The organism is Caproicibacter sp., from assembly GCF_046707225.1.
In the GTDB taxonomy this organism is placed as follows: Bacteria; Bacillota; Clostridia; order Oscillospirales; family Acutalibacteraceae; genus Caproicibacter.
Genome location: NZ_JBJKOP010000035.1, coordinates 102,110 through 117,533 on the forward strand (window position 1 = coordinate 102,110; position 15,424 = coordinate 117,533).

The window sequence follows — 15,424 nt, forward strand, 5'->3', positions numbered from 1 at the left end:
AAAAATAACAAATTACGGATAAGAATTTTGTAGAAGAAAATAATAAAAAAAGACCCCTGTAAAAAATACAGGGACCTTTTCTGCCAAATTGCATGATAATTTCGCGCTTTATTCTAATTCGGAGTAATTGCCGAGGAAGGAGAAGCGGGAAAGCTCCTCCGAAAGCGCGCAAAGCAGGTCGAGGGTTTTCGGGTCCGCGACGGAACCGGAAAAATCCAGATAAAAATCATACTCAAAATTCCGTCCGGGAATCGGGCGGGATTCGATCTTGGTAAGATTCAGTCCGGAGGCCGCGAAACGGGCCAGAACGGTGTAAAGCGTGCCGGTGCGGTGCGGCACGGCGAAGCAGAGGCTGATTTTGTTCGCCTGCGGCGGAATCAGCAGGTTTCGTCCGATCGCGATGAAGCGGGTGCGGTTGCCGTCGGAATCCTGAACGTTCCGGTCCAGAATGTTCAGGCCGTATTGCGCCGCCGCGTGCTCCGAGCAAAGGGCCGCCGCTCCGCGCTCCCCTGCCGCAAGCGCGGCCGCCCCCGCCGTGCTGGAGCATTCCGCGGAGGGGATTCCCCGTTTCTTCAGGTATCCGGCGCATTGCCGAAGTGCCTGCGGGTGGGAATAAACCGTTTGAATCTCATGAAGTTCCGCTTCGCGGGAGGCGAGACAGTGCCGCACCGAAAGGCTGATTGCGGCGACAATGGAAAACCGGTACTTTAAAATCAGGTCATAGACCTCGTTGACGGACCCGGCGGATGAGTTTTCAACCGGCAGGACGCCAAGGTCCGCCCGGCCGTTTTTAACGGCGGCGAAAATTGAGGGAAAGTCCGGAAAAAAAACGGGTTCCGCTTCCGGGTAGAGGCGGGAAAACGCTTCGTGCGAATAGGAGCCCTTTTCGCCAAGACAGGCGACCGAGCGCGGTTTGTTCGGAAAGCGGGAGGCCTTCAGCACCGCTTGCCGCAGTTCTGTTCCGCTGCCGAGGGCGCTGTGCTGGGCTTCCCGGCTCATCGCCATCAGGTTGGCGTAAAGGATGCGGGCCTGTCCGCCGTACTCCCCGGCCTTTCGGCAGACGCCGTCCAGAATTTTCAGTTCCCGCGTTTCATTGAAAATCGGAAGTTCCTTTTGCCGTTTGACTTCCGCGACCTGCTTTGCGCATGCCATCCGTTTCAGGAACAGCTCCAGAATGCCGTTGTCGATTTCGTCGATCTGTTTTCTCAGTTCTTCCAGTGTCATGTCAACAGCTCCATTCCCGGCAGCGCGCCGGTTTCCATTCATGATTACAGCAGATTCATGGCGGCCAGCGCGGCGGCGGCTTCCACCACGGGAACCGCGCGCGGAACGATGCAGGGATCGTGCCGGCCTTTGACCACCAGTTCTTCGGCGGCGCCGCTTTTCAGATTGACGCTGCGCTGAGGTGCGCCGATGGACGGAGTCGGCTTAAACGCGGCGCGGAAGACCAGCGGCATCCCGGTGGTGATGCCCCCGAGAATGCCGCCCGCGTGATTTGTCTCCGTTCGGACCGCTCCGTCTTTGTCAAACAGAAACGGGTCGTTGTTTTCGCTTCCGAACAAATCGGCCGCGGAGAAGCCCGCGCCGAATTCCACGCCCTTGCACGCGGGGATGCCGAACAGAATCGAGGAAAACAAAGATTCCGCCCCGTCCGTCAGCGGGCCGCCCGCTCCGGCGGGAAGGCCGCAGACGGCGCATTCGACCAAGCCGCCGACGCTGTCCAGCTTTTGCCGCGCGCGCTCGATTTCCCCGCGCATGGCGGCTTCGGCCTGCGGGTCAACGGTGGGAAAGTAGCGGGAGGCCAGATCATCGAGAAGAGAAACGGGAAGATCCGTAGGGTCGAACGGCGCGTCGGAGACGCCGTGAACCGAAAGGACATGCGCGCCGACCGCAATACCGCGCCGCCGCAGAATTTGGCGGCAGACCGCCCCGGCGAATACCAGCGGCGCGGTCAGCCGGCCCGAAAAATGCCCGCCGCCGCGCACATCGTTAAAGCCGCCGTAGCGGAAATGCGCCGTGTAATCCGCGTGCCCGGGGCGCGGAGCGTCCCGCAGGTTTTCATAGTCGCCGGAACGCGTGTTGGTATTTTCAATTACGGCGCACAGCGGCGCTCCGGTTGTGCGTCCGTCCAGCAGTCCGCTCAGGATTTTCGGCGCGTCCGCCTCTTTCCGCGGCGTGGAGGATGCGTCCCGCCCCGGGGCGCGGCGCGCCATCTGAAGAGCGACTTCCTCCAAATCGACCGCCTCGCCCGCGGGCAGCCCCTCCAGAACGGCGCCGATCGCCGGGCCGTGGCTTTCGCCGAAAACCGTCAACCGGATCCGATTACCCCAGATCATTCGCTTTTCCTCCCAACGCGTTGTAATCCCGGAAAAAATCCGGGTAGCTTTTCCGGATGCTTTCGGCGTCCGTCACGGTGACGTCCCCGTCCGCCCGAAGCGCGGCGATTGCCATCGCCATCACGACGCGGTGATCGTTCTGTCCGTCTGCCGCTCCGCCGCGCAGCTGCGGGGATCCGTCTATGATAAGTCCGTCCGCCGTTTGTTTTACCGCCGCACCGACGGCGGAAAGCCCGTCGGCCATCGCGGCGAGCCGGTCGCTTTCCTTCAGGCGCAGCCGCCCCGCGTTGCGAATCACCGTGCGCCCTTTCGCGAGCGCGGCGGCCGCGGCGAGAACCGGCACCAGATCGGGAATCTGAGAAGCGTCGATTTCGATTCCCCACAGCTCGCCCGGTTCGGCGGTCAGAATGCCGCCGTTCCAGCCAAGGCGCGCGCCGAAGCGGCGGAACAGCTCCTCCGCCGCGCGGTCGCCCTGCGCGGAATCGGGCCGCAGGCCATCCAGCTCCACATGCCCGCCGAGAGCCCCCGCTGCCAGAAAGAACGCGGCCTGGGACCAGTCGCGCTCGATTTCACAGCGGCAGGGGAGGTATTTCTGGTTTCCCGGCACTTTCCAGCCGGTTTCGGATGAGAAAATTCCGACGCCGTGCTCTTTCAGAATTTGTACCGTCATCTCCGCGTATCCGGCGGATTCCAGCGGGGAGGTCAGAACAATTTCACTGTCGCCGCTCAACAGGGGGAGGGCGAGCATCAGCCCCGTGATGAACTGGGAGCTGACGTTCCCGGGCAGGGAGAAGACGCCGGGCTTCAGCCTGCCGGAAATTCTCAGCGGCAGGCCGCCGCCGCTTTCGCAGGTCACCCCCTGCGGGGGCAAGCATTTCAGGTAAACCCCCAGCGGCCTTTCAGGAAGGCGCCCCCGCCCGGTAAAGACGGACGGGATTCCGAGCGCCGCGGCGACCGGAATTAAAAATCGCAGAGTCGAACCGGATTCCCCGCAGTCGACGCGGGCTGCTTCCCTGCGTTTCGCCGCATTCAGCGCGGCGAGCGCCGAACGGGTCGCGGCAAGGTCTTCGCTGACCGTTTCGCCAGTGGGAAGGGGGTCCGGCGCGCCCGCGAGAAACGAGCAGATCATCACGCGGTGCGCCGCGCTTTTGGAAACGGGGACCCGAACCCGGCCGCCGAGCACGCCGGGAGCAAACCGGACCAGACTCATGACAGAGCCTCCATGAACCGCCCAAGCTCCGCACGCGGAATGGGATGCAGAAAACTTTCGCCGATGTGCCTGAGAAGAACCAGACTGATGTTGTCCCCGCGGCTCTTTTTGTCATACTGAGTGGCTTCCCGGATGAGGTACGGGTCTGCCGGGTCGGAGATCGGCATGCCGTATTCCGAAAGGACGCGGGCGATTTTTTTCGCTGTTCCTGGTTCCGTCAGCCCCGCTGCCTCGCCGCACCGGCTCATCATCACCATGCCGATCCCGACCGCTTCGCCGTGCGTCAGATCCTTATAGGCGTGCAGCTTTTCCAGCGCGTGGCCGAACGTGTGGCCGAAATTCAGCAGCATCCGGTCGCCGTTGTCCAGTTCGTCCCGCTCGACGAATTCCCGTTTGATGTCCACGCACCGGTATATGATCGGCTCAATCTCGTCTTTGACCCCGCCCGCCGCGATCCGCCCGAACAGATCGCCGTCGCGGATACAGCCGTATTTGATCGCCTCGCCCATTCCGTCCGCGAAGAACGTATCCGGCAGGGTTGAAAGCGTATCCGGATCGATGAGAACCAGCGACGGCTGGTGAAACGCGCCGACCAGATTCTTTCCCTGCGGAAGGTCAACCCCGGTTTTTCCGCCGACGGAAGAGTCGATCTGCGCGAGCAGGGAGGTTGGAATTTGCAGAAAGCGGATTCCCCTTAAATAGGTCGCGGCGGCGAATCCGGCCATATCGCCCGTCACCCCTCCGCCGAGCGCGACGACGAAATCGCTCCGCGTCAGTCCGCGGTCGGAAAAGGCGCCGTACATTCCGAGAATGTTGGTCGTCCGCTTGTGCTCTTCCCCCGCGGGAAAGGTGAAGACCGAGGGCTGAAATCCGGCGGCTTCCAGGGATAAGGCCACAGTTTGCGCGTAGATTGGCCCCACGTTGGAATCCGTGACGATCACGGCTTTCGCGCCGCCGGGGAACACGCGGGCGGCCTCCTCTCCGGCGCGTCGGAGGCAGCCGCGCTCAATCAGAATTTGATAGGGCTTTGCGGTGTTGATGGTCAGATTCATGCTTCTCCCAGCCTTTCCTTAATCAGGCGGCCCTCCCGCAGGAGGGAACGCAGGGCCTCGGCGTCGTTTGAGCCGATCGCGTCGCGGATTTCCCGCAGGTTTCCGATCAGCGTGTCCAACTCTTCGGTCAGCGCCTCGCGGTTGTCCAGAAACAGCTCGGCCCACATGGATTCGTTGACGCTCGCGACCCGCGAGACATCGCGGTAGCTTCCCGCCGAAAAGCCGGCATGCCCCGGGCACCGCGGGCTTTTGACATAGGCGCAGGCCAGCGCGTGGGGAAGCTGGCTGGTAAAGGCGATTTCGCGGTCGTGTTCTCCCGGCGTGGTGACGACGGTTCCGCCGAAGCCGAGCTCGACCGCAACCGCCGTCATCAGGTCGACCGCGCCGCGCGGCGCGCCGCAGGGAACCAGCAGGTAGCTTGTGCCGGAAAACAGGTCGGCGTCGCTGTTTGCGAAGCCGCCCTTTTCCTTTCCCGCCATCGGGTGGCCCCCAATGTAAATGAGCCCGTGCTTTTCCGCAATTTCCGAAAGGCGAGGGCTTAAAAACGATTTCACCCCGCACACGTCGGTTACGATGCAGCCCGGGCGAAGGGCGGAAGCGTGCTCCTCTAAAAAATCGATGTCCGCCTGGGGGTAGAGGCAGAGGAACACGAGATCCGCGGCGTTCAGGTCCTCCGGAGTTGCCTGCCGCCGGATTGCTCCGCTTTGGAGTGCGGCGTCGATCACGCCGGGGTCGCTGTCGATGCCGGTGACCCTGCAGCCGCTGTATTTTCGGAATGCTTTCGCAAGCGAACCGCCGATCAGCCCGAGCCCCGCAACGACGATGTTTTGATTCATGGAAAGATACCCCCTTCTGCTTTCTTTTCGATTTCACACATTATAGCAGAAAAGCGGCGGTTAGTCCAATGTTCTTCCGAAGGCCAGCGCCTCCGCTTTCAGCCGGGCGGCGGTCTGTTCAAATTGGTCGGGCGTCAGGGACTGCGCGCCGTCTGAAAGGGCCTTTGCGGGGTTGTTGTGGACCTCGATGATCAGGCCGTCCGCGCCGGCGGCCACCGCGGCGAGCGCCAGCGGTTCCACCAGCCAGGAGTGGCCGGAGGCGTGGCTGGGATCCACAACAACGGGAAGATGGGAACAGCGCTTTAAAATCGGAATGGCGGAGATGTCGAGCGTGTTGCGCGTGTAGGGCTCAAACGTGCGGATTCCGCGCTCGCAGAGGATGACCTGATTGTTGCCGCCCGCCATGATATACTCCGCGCTCATCAGAAGCTCTTCGATCGTATTCGACAGGCCGCGTTTGAGCAGAATCGGCTTGCGGATTTTGCCGAGCTCCTTAAGCAGCTCGAAATTCTGCATGTTGCGCGCGCCGACCTGAATTACGTCGACCCCGCTTTCAAGAAACAGATCGATGTGCTTTTCGCTCATCAGCTCGGTGACGATGGGCAGTCCGGTTTCCTTCTTTGCTTCCCGCAGAAGCTCAAGCCCCCCGGCTTTCAGTCCCTGAAACGAATACGGAGAGGTGCGGGGCTTGAACGCGCCGCCGCGCAGGAAAGAGGCACCCGCCGCTTTGACCCGCTGCGCAATGCCGCAGATCTGCTCCCTGCTTTCCACCGAGCACGGGCCCGCGATCAGGGAAAGGCCTCCGCCGCCGATTTTCTGCCCGCCGGGCAGGGTTACGACCGTATCGTCCGGGTGGAACTTCCGGTTTGCCTTTTTATAAGGCTCCTGTACTCGCTTGACACTTTCCACAAGCTCCTGCGCCGCGACGGAGTCGATGTCGATCGCGGAGGTGTCGCCGATCAGGCCGAGCACGGTGCTCTGCGTCCCCACCCAGGTGTTCACCTTAACGCCGTATTCTTCGCAAAGGGACGCGCAGAAATCGCTGATCTGCTGCTGTGTGCAGTCCGGTTTCAGTACAATAATCATTTTCTGTTCCTCCTGATTCTGACGGATGGGCGGCAACCCGGCGCCGCTGGGAGCAAAAAGCCCCCGATGGGTATAAAAAAACGGCGGGGCTGCTGCCAGCTCCGCCGATATGGACTCTGTCAGGGCAACGGCCGAAAATCGTTACGGCCTGCGCCCCGCGGCACGGGAAAGCTCACAGTCGGTTTTCAGGCATACGCGATAAAACCCATCCGCAAAAGAATAGCGGGGGTATCCGTAGAACATAAATCGCGCAGGGTACGAAAACTTCATGGAAGAATTTCCTTTCTCCGTGTCTTTTTTTGTATCATAATACAGCATTCGGGCTGTGTCAAGTTTTTTTCGATTCTCCGCTTGACGGAAGAGGTTCCGTCCGGTAAGTTTCGATAAAATAATTTCCCAGCGAAAATATTTTATGTGATACTTGAATTCTTTCCGGTGTGTTGATAGAATATAAGCAAGTAATTACCATGATATGGAAGTTGACCGGAAGGAAGCAGCTGGAATGGGGAGTTTGAATCTGGAAGAGCTGATCGACGACCTCGGATGCAGCCTGCTGTGCTGCAGGCCGGACAGCAGGCTGTCGATCCTGTATGCGAGTGAAGCCTTTTTCAGGACCCTCGGGTATGCGAAGGATGAGATCTCCGCATTGCTGGAAGAAGGCCCGGAACCGGTCCTTCGAAACAATCCGCCGATCGACTGGGAGCGCATTACGGAAGAAATCAGGGCAAAGGGGTTTGCAAATCCGGAGCTCCGTCTGATTAAGAAGGATGGGCATCACATCTGGGCTTCCTACCGGGTCAGGCTGCAGAAAGGTCAGGACGGCACAGAATTTTTCAGCGGCGTGATGGAGGACATTACCCTGCGCAGGCGTTCCCACAGACAGCGGCTGGAACAGGCGCAGGAGCTGGAGGCCCTGACGGCCAACGTTCCCTGCGGCGTGCTGCGCTGCAGGAACGACGAATTCCTGACGCTGAATTTTGTCAGCGAAGGATTCTGCCGCATGACTGGCTACCGCAGGGATGAGATCGCCGCAGGGTTCGGTAACCGCTTTATTCAGATGATCTATGAAAAAGACCGCGACCTTCTGCTGCGGCAGGCGGGCGGCCGCATGAGGCGCGACGGGGCCGCGGAGCTGACTTACCGGATTATGGGAAAAAAGGACCGCCTGATCTGGGTCCTCGACAAATCCAGAGTGCAGGAGGACTGCAACGGGAATGTCTGGCTGTACAGCGTTCTGATGGATATCACGGAGACCCAGAAGGCGCAGGAAGAGCTGGCCGCCACCGAAGAGCGCTACCGTATGATTCTGGAGCACGCCGCGGACCCGATCGTGGATTTTGACCTGAAAACCAGCCGCATCTATTATTCGCCTGCTTTTACGGCGAGATTCGGGACCGGATTCCCGCAATACGGGAATCCGATGGAGGATTTGGCGGAGCTTCGGCTCATCTATGAGCCGGACCGGAAAAGGCTGACGGAAAAAGCGGACCGGCTGCTGCACGGAGAGGTTCTGGAGGACGACGAATTTCGCTTTCTCGGGGCGGACGGCGTTTATATCTGGTGCAACGTGCACCCGGCGGCCTTTTTCGACGAGCAGGGGAAAGCCGCGCGCCTGATTGTCGTCATCTCCGACATCGACCGGCGCAAAAAGGAGTCGATCGCCCTGCGGCAGCGGGCGGAGCATGACCTGCTGACCGGCCTTTACAATCGGGTCACGGCGGTCGGCAAAATCGAAAAGGTGATAGCCTGCAGCGAAAGGGAAGAGCGCCATGCCCTTTTCGTCATCGATATCGACAACTTTAAGAATGTGAACGACCGCCTGGGACATCTCAAAGGCGACGAACTGATTGTGGAAACGGCGGCGCGGATCAAGCGGCTGTTTCGGGAGGAGGATATCGTCGGACGCATCGGCGGGGATGAATTTGTCGTGTTCCTTCGCGGCATTACCTCCGTCAATCTGGTGGTGAAAAAGGCGGAATGTATCGGGAACGCGTTCCGGGAGAACAGCATCTCCGGTCCGGTCTGCGTTTCGGGAAGCGTGGGGATCTCCTTTTATCCGTATGACGGCAGCTCCTATGAGGAGCTGTTCCGGAAGGCCGACGCCGCCATGTACGCGGCGAAAAAAAGCGGGAAGGATTCGTTCCGCGTTTACACGAGCGAAATCGACGAGATTGCGCGGACCTGAGTCAACGGACGGGTTCCAGCGCTTTCAGCACCAGGCGGGCCGTTTCTTCCAGCGAGCCGTCCGCGGGCACGGTCACTTCCGCGCGTTCCCGGTAAACGGGCAGGCGCGCGCCGTAGAGCCGCTCCAATTCCCCGCCGCCGTCCCGCAGAAGAGGGCGCGTCCGGTCGCCTTTCAGCCTTGACCGCACGGCGTTCAGGGACGCGTCGAGCAGGATGACGGTACCGCCTGACCGGAGCGCCCGCGCGTTTTCCGGGTCCAGCAGAGCTCCGCCTCCGGCGGCGATGACCAGCCCCGTTTTCCGTGAAAGCTCGCAAGCGGCTTCCCGTTCCAGGGCGCGGAATCTGCTTTCGCCCCGTTCCGCGAAAATCTGCGCGACGGAACAGCCCTCCCTTTCTTCAATCCACTGGTCCATGTCGAGAAAGCGGCGGCCGGTTTGTTCGGCCAGGAGCCTGCCGACGGTTGTTTTTCCGCTGCCCATGAATCCGCACAGAACGAGATTCCCGAATTTCTTCTTCATTTCCAGCACGGCGTCCCCGCAAAGGCGGTCGATTTCTTCCGCGCCAAACCGGGCGCCCGTCCAGATCGTCTGTGCCGCGGCGGCCTGCCATACCAGCATGGCCATGCCGCGGACCGCCCGAATGTTGTTTTTCTCCGCGAGGCGGATCAGCATGGTTTCATCCGGATTGTAAACCGCGTCGAACACGCAGCCCGCGCGCCGGACCAGGTCTTCCTCAGCCGCGCAGGAGTTGATGTTCGGGTACATGCCGGCGGGCGTCGCGTTGACCAGAAGGTCCATCCCGCCGGAAATTTCGCCGATTGGGCAGGTGTCCGCCGCCGCTCCGGGAATTTTGCGGGTCAGATCCGCGCAGAGCTCTTTGGCGGCCGCGAGGGAATGCTCTCTTGCCGCCACCGTGACCCGCCCTCCGGCGAGCGCGGCTTCAAAGGCCATGGCGCGCGCGGCTCCGCCCGCTCCGAGGATGACCGTGCGGCAGTCCCGCAGAAAGACTCCGGCGTGTTCCAGAGCAAGGCGGAAGCCGTCGCCGTCCGTCGTGTACCCGGTGAGCTTTCCGGCCTCGTTTTTTACGGTGTTGACCGAGCCGGTCAGCAGAGCTTTTTGGTCAAGCGAATCCAAAAAAGGTATAATGGCACGCTTGTGGGGGATAGTGATGTTGAATCCGTTCCACTCGCCGCGCCCGGAAAGAAAATCGCCGAGCGATTCCGGCGCGACGTCGATTGCGGCGTACCGCGCGGCGGTGCCGGAAAGGGAGAAAAGGCGGGAATGAATCAGCGGGGACATGGTGTGGCCGATCGGATGGCCGAGGACGGCAAAATGCAAGGTTTCCAAATCAAACAACCCCCAAGAAATAAAATCAAAAAAATGATTGACAAAGCGAAGCATTGCTAATAATATGTGGATAGGCATTCAGAACCCGGGACTCCAGGGTAAATCACCCTGTGCAATTTTAGCACAGCCGGGATTCCTTTGTCCACACTGGGATTTTTGTTTTGCACATGAGTGATTTTTTTAAGATCTAAGGAGGATATATCATGGTTTTCGAAAAGGTTAAGGCAATTTTAAGCGAGCAGTTTGACGTTGAGGAGGATACGATTACTGCCGATACGAATATTGCCGATGATCTGGGGGCGGACTCTCTCGATGTGGTCGACCTTCTGATGTCGATTGAGGATGAATTTGAAATTGAAATTCCCGACGAGGAAGTCGAAAATATCAAGACGGTCGGGGAACTGGTTAAATACATTGAGGACCACGTCTGAGTAAGACGAATCCTGTCATCCGCCGTGCGGCAGCATGGCGGATTTTTTTACGTTCCGTTTAAAACCGGGCCGGTTTTTTCTTGAAATGACGCGGAGTTTCCGCTATAATGATTCCTGAATGACGAAAAGAACGGAAAGCTTTGGTTCCTTCTGCCGGGGCTGCCAAAAATAAAGGAGTGTCAAAGCTGTTGAGTCAATTTGACTTTTTGCTGCACGGGGTTTCCGGCGTCACCCCGCAGATGGCCGTCATGTGGGCGGTCGGCGGACTTTTAATCTGGCTGGCCGTCAAAAAGGATTTTGAGCCATCTCTGCTTCTGCCGATGGGCTTCGGGGCCATCCTGGTCAACCTGCCTTACACGGGCGTTCTGGGGGGCAACGGCATTATCGAATGGCTGTTCAACAAGGGGATCGCCGCTTCGGAGGCCATGCCGCTGCTGCTTTTTGTAGGCATTGGCGCCATGATCGATTTCGGGCCGCTGCTGTCGAACCCGAGGATGATTCTGTTCGGGGCCGCCGCGCAGTTCGGAATTTTCTTTACGGTCAGCGCCGCGGTCCTGCTCGGCTTCCCGCTGCGGGACGCGATGTCGATCGGCGTGATCGGCGCTGCGGACGGGCCGACTTCCATCTTGGTTTCCCAGGTTTTGGACAGCGCCTACAAGGGGGCCATCGCCGTCGCGGCCTATTCCTATATGGCTCTGGTTCCGCTGATTCAGCCGTTTGCCATCCGGCTGGTCACAACCAAAAAGGAACGGTGCATCCGCATGCCGTATCAGCCGGATTCCGTTTCCAAGACGACGAAAATCCTGTTTCCGATCATCGTTACCATGATCGCCGGGCTGATCGCTCCGGATTCCGTCGCGCTGGTCGGCCTGCTGATGTTCGGCAACCTGATTCGGGAATGCGGGCGCCTCGAAAGCCTTTCCAAGGCCGCGCAGGGCCCGCTTGCGAATTTGATTACCATTTTCCTCGGCATTACGATCGCGTTCCAGATGCGCGCGGACGTATTTGTGCGCTGGAACACGCTGGCGGTGATGGCGCTCGGGCTTGTCGCCTTTGTGTTCGACTCGATCGGCGGGGTCCTGTTTGCAAAGCTTTTAAATCTGTTTTTGCCCGAGGGCAGAAAATTCAACCCGATGGTCGGCGCGGCGGGGATTTCCGCTTTTCCGATGTCGGCGCGCGTGATTCAGAAGATGGGCCTGAAAGAGGACAACCAGAACCACCTGCTGATGCACGCCATCGGCGCGAATGTGGCGGGACAGATCGGTTCGGTCGTTGCGGGCGGCATCATTTTGTCGCTTGCAAGTAACTTTTTAGCGTAAAGGAGGCGCCGGGGTGAATTACGGATTTTTACTTTCCGCCTATCAGGGGCCGGTCGGCCCGGTGAACGGCGCCGATGTCGGCCGTTCGCTGGAGCTGATGGGCAAGGGCATGGCGGGAATTTTTGTCGTCATGCTGCTGATCTTTCTGGTGATCGTGGCCTTAAACCGCTGGACGAAAAACAAGGACTGACGAAACCGACGGTTCCGCAAAAGCGGACCGCGGACTTGAGGATAAAGGGGAAACAGCAATGGCGGAACAGAAAAAAATGGTGGAGGCCATCACTCCCATGGAGGAGGACTTCGCCCAATGGTACACGGATATTGTGAAAAAGGCGGAGCTGATGGATTATTCCAGCGTGCGCGGGTGTATGGTCATCGAGCCGTACGGCTGGGCCATCTGGGAAAATATCCGGGACATTCTGGACGCGCGCTTCAAGGAGCTTGGGCACGAGAACGTCTCAATGCCCCTGTTTATTCCGGAAAGCCTTTTAAACAAGGAAAAGGAGCATGTGCAGGGCTTTGCGCCGGAGGTCGCGTGGGTGACGACGGGCGGCAGCGAGAAGTTGCCGGAGCGCCTTTGCGTACGCCCGACTTCGGAAACGCTGTTCTGCGAGCATTACGCGCGTGTGATTCACTCTTGGAGGGATTTGCCGAAGCTGTACAACCAGTGGTGCTCCGTCGTCCGTTGGGAAAAAACGACCCGCCCGTTCCTGCGTTCGGTGGAATTCCACTGGCAGGAGGGCCACACCATGCACGAAACCGAAGAGGACGCGCGCGCGGAAACTTTACGGATGCTGGAAGTGTACGCGGACTTCTGCGAAAAACAGCTTGCCATTCCGGTTCTGCGCGGGCAGAAGACCGAAAGCGAGAAATTCGCGGGCGCGGTTGCGACCTATACGATCGAAGCCATGATGCACGACGGTAAAGCGCTCCAATCCGGAACCAGCCACTATTTCGGCGACGGCTTCGCCAGGGCGTTCAACGTGACATTCCAGGGCAGGGACAATTCCCTGTGCCATCCGTTCCAGACCTCCTGGGGCATGAGCACCCGGATCATCGGGGGGATTATCATGACTCACGGCGACGACAGCGGCCTGGTTCTGCCGCCGGCGGTCGCCCCGATTCAGGTGATGATCGTGCCGGTCGCGCAGCATAAACCCGGTGTGCTAGACAAGGCGAAGGAGATTGAAACCCGGCTGAAACAGCGCTTTCGCGTGAAAACGGACGATTCCGACCAGTCGCCCGGGTGGAAATTTGCCCAGTATGAGATGAAGGGCGTGCCGCTTCGTTTGGAAATCGGGCCGAAGGACATCGAAAAAAATCAGTGCGTGCTGGTCCGCCGCACCGACCGGGAAAAGGTGTTTGTTCCGCTCGACAATCTGGAAGACGCCGTCGCGGAGCAGTTGGAGCGTGTGAGGAACGATATGTATGAAAAAGCGCTGAAAAGCCGCGAGGGCAAAACCTATGAGGCAAAGTCGCTTGACGAGATGAAAGAAATCGCCGATTCGAAGCCCGGCTTTATTCGGGCCATGTGGTGCGGCGACCCGGCGTGCGAGGAAAAGCTCAAGGAAGTCGCGGGGGTTTCTTCCCGCTGTATCCCGTTCGGGCACGAGCATGAGCACGGCGCCTGCGTCTGCTGCGGAAAACCGGCGGAAAAACTGGTTTACTGGGGTAAGGCGTATTAATCGGGTATCTTACTAATATTATTATATAGAGCCGCGGATTTTCCCGCGGCTTTTGCTTCCCGTAAAAATGGAAAGCAGGCTTGACATTTTCTGTATTTCGGCGTATTCTGTTAATGGAAAGCGAACTTTACATTTCAACACAAAGAGGCGGGCAGAGATGAAAAACAGGCTGGAGCAAATCCGGAAGCAGCATGGAATCAGCCAGGAACAGCTTGCCGACGCGCTGGAAGTCTCCAGACAGACGATCGGCTCTTTGGAAAACGGACGATATAACCCATCCATTTTATTGGCGTTCAAAATTGCGCGGTATTTTCATCTTGCGATCGAAGAAATTTTTCTCTATGAGGAGGATACAAAATGAAACGCAGACAAGTGTGGCTTTTATGGTTGGCTTTGGCCGGAGGGGCGTTGATTGCGGCCGGCGTGTTCGGATTCACCGCGGAAAGCCAAAAAACAATCTCAGGATTTTGCATTGGAATCGGCGCTGCGGCTGCGGCGCTGGGCGTGGGGTGGTTTGCGGATTCCCTGCTTGTTTCCGCCGCGGAAACGGAAGAGGTCAAAAAATTCAAGCGGGTTCAAGTCGAAGACGAACGCAATGTCAGGATTCGGGAGAAAGCGGGGGCAAAGACCGCAAAATATATGAATTATGTCCTTGATATCTTTGTTTTTATCCTCGGCGTCATGGGCGCAGCGCCGTATTTGATTTTGACAGCCGCCGGTTTAATCGCCGTTGAACTGATTCTTTTTGTATCCTTTTCCAACTATTATTCCAAGAAGATGTAAGAGTAACAGATCCTTTCAGACTGTTCATAGTTTTGTGACAATTCTGCAAAAATTTGTTACTTGAATCCCCCAATGATTACGTGTAAAATAATAGCGCAAGAATAAAGAAAAGACTTCCTGCCTTTTTTTGTTTGGCGAAAGTACGAATATCAATGATTTCAACATAATAATGGGAGTGCGAATTAATTTGATGAAAAAAATACTCATGATCCTTTTGTCGGCCGCGATTCTGGCGTCCTCTGCCGCATGCCAAGGCCAGAACGGATCTTCTTCCGGCTCTTCCGTGCCCGCTTCGTCGGGAGGAAGCACGTCTGTGGGTTCATCTTCGGCAGCAAGCGGGACATCCTCCTCCGCAAGCTTCTCTTCCGGGGTTACGTCCGATACGTCTTCGGTAACTCCCGCTTTTCAGGATACTTCCAGAGCGCCGACGGTCAAAGCTGAGGCTTCGAAAAATGACGGTAATTACAAAATCAAATCGGTGGACTACACATTAAAAAAGGATAACAACGACTACTCGGTATCCTATCCACAGCTAACCGGTCTTGCCTCGCAGCAGGACAAAGTGAATGCAGCGATTAAAAACTGTGCGCTGAAGACGGTTAATTCCCTTGGAACCGGCGCCAAAAAGGTCAAGACGAAGGTAAAGACAACCGGAGACGCAACCTATCAGGGAAAAACCTTTATCAGCGTCGGCTTTAATGAGTACGTTACTCTTTCCCCAAAAGGAAAGACTACGCATGCTCTTCGAACCGTCAATCTTAACCTGTCTACCGGAGCTGTTCTGTCTTTTTCGGATTTAATAAAAGGAAACGATTCCTTTTACGCAGCTCTTGCAAAGGACGCGAAAGCTCAGTTCAGCTCGGAATATGCTTCGGAATCAACCGCTTCCGCGCTCAAGAAGAATCTCGACAAAAACTCGATGTATTTTACGGAAAGCGGAGTAGGCTTTGCGGTGACGTCTCAGAGTAAGCTTCTTCGGGTTACGATTGGTTACAATGAGATAAAACCATTTATTTCGAATAACGCTGTGTGGAAGAATTTTATTTAAATGACTTGGATTTTCCGCGGTCCATACCGCGGAAAATCCTTTTCTATTAATGTTATTGTATGAGGAATAAATTTCCTCATTTGGGCGAAAAATAATTGTTGCAAACCG

15 protein-coding genes are annotated in these 15,424 nt (G+C 57.8%); 8 read left to right on the forward strand and 7 right to left on the reverse strand.

Features of this window, described 5'->3' with window-relative positions; genetic code table 11:
- Positions 1–108 precede the first annotated feature (108 nt).
- The 6 genes from ACLQ3M_RS08600 to aroF are packed head-to-tail and all read right to left on the reverse strand — an operon-like array spanning position 109 to position 6,520.
- Positions 109–1,224 carry a bifunctional chorismate mutase/prephenate dehydratase gene (locus tag ACLQ3M_RS08600; RefSeq protein ID WP_411677289.1) on the reverse strand — a complete coding sequence of 372 codons (1,116 nt, stop codon included), beginning with the start codon at positions 1,222–1,224 and terminating at the stop codon, positions 109–111.
- 44 nt (positions 1,225–1,268) lie between these two features.
- Positions 1,269–2,336: a chorismate synthase gene (gene aroC / locus ACLQ3M_RS08605; RefSeq protein ID WP_411677290.1), complete on the reverse strand. Its 1,068-nt coding sequence runs from the start codon at positions 2,334–2,336 to the stop codon at positions 1,269–1,271.
- Complete coding sequence (gene aroA, locus ACLQ3M_RS08610; protein WP_411677291.1) at positions 2,323–3,546, reverse strand: 3-phosphoshikimate 1-carboxyvinyltransferase; 1,224 nt, start codon at positions 3,544–3,546, stop codon at positions 2,323–2,325. Before aroA ends, aroC begins: the two co-directional genes overlap by 14 nt.
- Positions 3,543–4,598 carry a 3-dehydroquinate synthase gene (gene aroB, locus ACLQ3M_RS08615; RefSeq protein WP_411677292.1) on the reverse strand — a complete coding sequence of 352 codons (1,056 nt, stop codon included), beginning with the start codon at positions 4,596–4,598 and terminating at the stop codon, positions 3,543–3,545. The genes aroA and aroB overlap by 4 nt, the downstream gene beginning before the upstream one ends.
- Positions 4,595–5,434 (reverse strand): prephenate dehydrogenase, encoded by an 840-nt coding sequence (locus ACLQ3M_RS08620; protein WP_411677293.1) that lies wholly within the window; start codon positions 5,432–5,434, stop codon positions 4,595–4,597. The genes aroB and ACLQ3M_RS08620 overlap by 4 nt, the downstream gene beginning before the upstream one ends.
- Positions 5,435–5,494: 60 nt before the next feature.
- Positions 5,495–6,520: a 3-deoxy-7-phosphoheptulonate synthase gene (aroF, locus tag ACLQ3M_RS08625; RefSeq protein ID WP_411677294.1), complete on the reverse strand. Its 1,026-nt coding sequence runs from the start codon at positions 6,518–6,520 to the stop codon at positions 5,495–5,497.
- A gap of 502 nt (positions 6,521–7,022) precedes the next feature.
- On the opposite strand from aroF, the gene ACLQ3M_RS08630 reads away from it, so the two are divergent.
- The gene (locus ACLQ3M_RS08630; protein WP_411677295.1) at positions 7,023–8,705 is read left to right on the forward strand and encodes a diguanylate cyclase; all 1,683 of its coding nucleotides are present in this window, start codon (positions 7,023–7,025) and stop codon (positions 8,703–8,705) included.
- A gap of 1 nt (position 8,706) precedes the next feature.
- Here the strand turns inward: ACLQ3M_RS08630 and aroE are convergent, their stop codons facing one another.
- Complete coding sequence (aroE, locus tag ACLQ3M_RS08635) at positions 8,707–10,050, reverse strand: shikimate dehydrogenase (RefSeq protein WP_411677296.1); 1,344 nt, start codon at positions 10,048–10,050, stop codon at positions 8,707–8,709.
- 203 nt (positions 10,051–10,253) lie between these two features.
- Between aroE and acpP the strand changes: the two genes are divergently transcribed.
- From acpP to ACLQ3M_RS08670, 7 genes are all read left to right on the forward strand, one after another.
- The gene (gene acpP, locus ACLQ3M_RS08640) at positions 10,254–10,481 is read left to right on the forward strand and encodes an acyl carrier protein (RefSeq protein ID WP_066650204.1); all 228 of its coding nucleotides are present in this window, start codon (positions 10,254–10,256) and stop codon (positions 10,479–10,481) included.
- Between the two features lie 239 nt (positions 10,482–10,720).
- Positions 10,721–11,800, forward strand: a complete 1,080-nt coding sequence (locus tag ACLQ3M_RS08645; protein WP_411677373.1) for a sodium ion-translocating decarboxylase subunit beta — start codon at positions 10,721–10,723, stop codon at positions 11,798–11,800.
- A gap of 13 nt (positions 11,801–11,813) precedes the next feature.
- On the forward strand, positions 11,814–11,990 hold the full coding sequence (locus tag ACLQ3M_RS08650; RefSeq protein WP_411677297.1) for an OadG-related small transporter subunit: 177 nt from the start codon (positions 11,814–11,816) through the stop codon (positions 11,988–11,990).
- 58 nt (positions 11,991–12,048) lie between these two features.
- A complete protein-coding gene (gene proS / locus ACLQ3M_RS08655; RefSeq protein ID WP_411677298.1) occupies positions 12,049–13,485 on the forward strand; it encodes a proline--tRNA ligase in 1,437 nt (478 codons plus the stop codon).
- A gap of 157 nt (positions 13,486–13,642) precedes the next feature.
- Entirely contained in the window at positions 13,643–13,846 is a 204-nt protein-coding gene (locus ACLQ3M_RS08660; protein ID WP_411677299.1) for a helix-turn-helix transcriptional regulator, read from the forward strand.
- The gene (locus ACLQ3M_RS08665; RefSeq protein ID WP_411677300.1) at positions 13,843–14,268 is read left to right on the forward strand and encodes a hypothetical protein; all 426 of its coding nucleotides are present in this window, start codon (positions 13,843–13,845) and stop codon (positions 14,266–14,268) included. The genes ACLQ3M_RS08660 and ACLQ3M_RS08665 overlap by 4 nt, the downstream gene beginning before the upstream one ends.
- A 190-nt stretch (positions 14,269–14,458) precedes the next feature.
- Positions 14,459–15,316: a hypothetical protein gene (locus tag ACLQ3M_RS08670; protein ID WP_411677301.1), complete on the forward strand. Its 858-nt coding sequence runs from the start codon at positions 14,459–14,461 to the stop codon at positions 15,314–15,316.
- Positions 15,317–15,424 lie beyond the last annotated feature (108 nt).

Coding starts and splice junctions, on each gene's coding strand:
- aroC (WP_411677290.1), bottom strand. CDS start 2,336: ATGATCTGGGGTAATCGGATCCGGTTGACGGTTTTCGGCGAAAGCCAC.
- aroB (WP_411677292.1), bottom strand. CDS start 4,598: ATGAATCTGACCATCAACACCGCAAAGCCCTATCAAATTCTGATTGAG.
- ACLQ3M_RS08665 (WP_411677300.1), top strand. CDS start 13,843: ATGAAACGCAGACAAGTGTGGCTTTTATGGTTGGCTTTGGCCGGAGGG.
- ACLQ3M_RS08645 (WP_411677373.1), top strand. CDS start 10,721: ATGGCCGTCATGTGGGCGGTCGGCGGACTTTTAATCTGGCTGGCCGTC.
- proS (WP_411677298.1), top strand. CDS start 12,049: ATGGCGGAACAGAAAAAAATGGTGGAGGCCATCACTCCCATGGAGGAG.
- aroF (WP_411677294.1), bottom strand. CDS start 6,520: ATGATTATTGTACTGAAACCGGACTGCACACAGCAGCAGATCAGCGAT.
- ACLQ3M_RS08630 (WP_411677295.1), top strand. CDS start 7,023: ATGGGGAGTTTGAATCTGGAAGAGCTGATCGACGACCTCGGATGCAGC.
- acpP (WP_066650204.1), top strand. CDS start 10,254: ATGGTTTTCGAAAAGGTTAAGGCAATTTTAAGCGAGCAGTTTGACGTT.
- ACLQ3M_RS08660 (WP_411677299.1), top strand. CDS start 13,643: ATGAAAAACAGGCTGGAGCAAATCCGGAAGCAGCATGGAATCAGCCAG.
- ACLQ3M_RS08600 (WP_411677289.1), bottom strand. CDS start 1,224: ATGACACTGGAAGAACTGAGAAAACAGATCGACGAAATCGACAACGGC.
- aroA (WP_411677291.1), bottom strand. CDS start 3,546: ATGAGTCTGGTCCGGTTTGCTCCCGGCGTGCTCGGCGGCCGGGTTCGG.
- ACLQ3M_RS08620 (WP_411677293.1), bottom strand. CDS start 5,434: ATGAATCAAAACATCGTCGTTGCGGGGCTCGGGCTGATCGGCGGTTCG.
- ACLQ3M_RS08670 (WP_411677301.1), top strand. CDS start 14,459: ATGAAAAAAATACTCATGATCCTTTTGTCGGCCGCGATTCTGGCGTCC.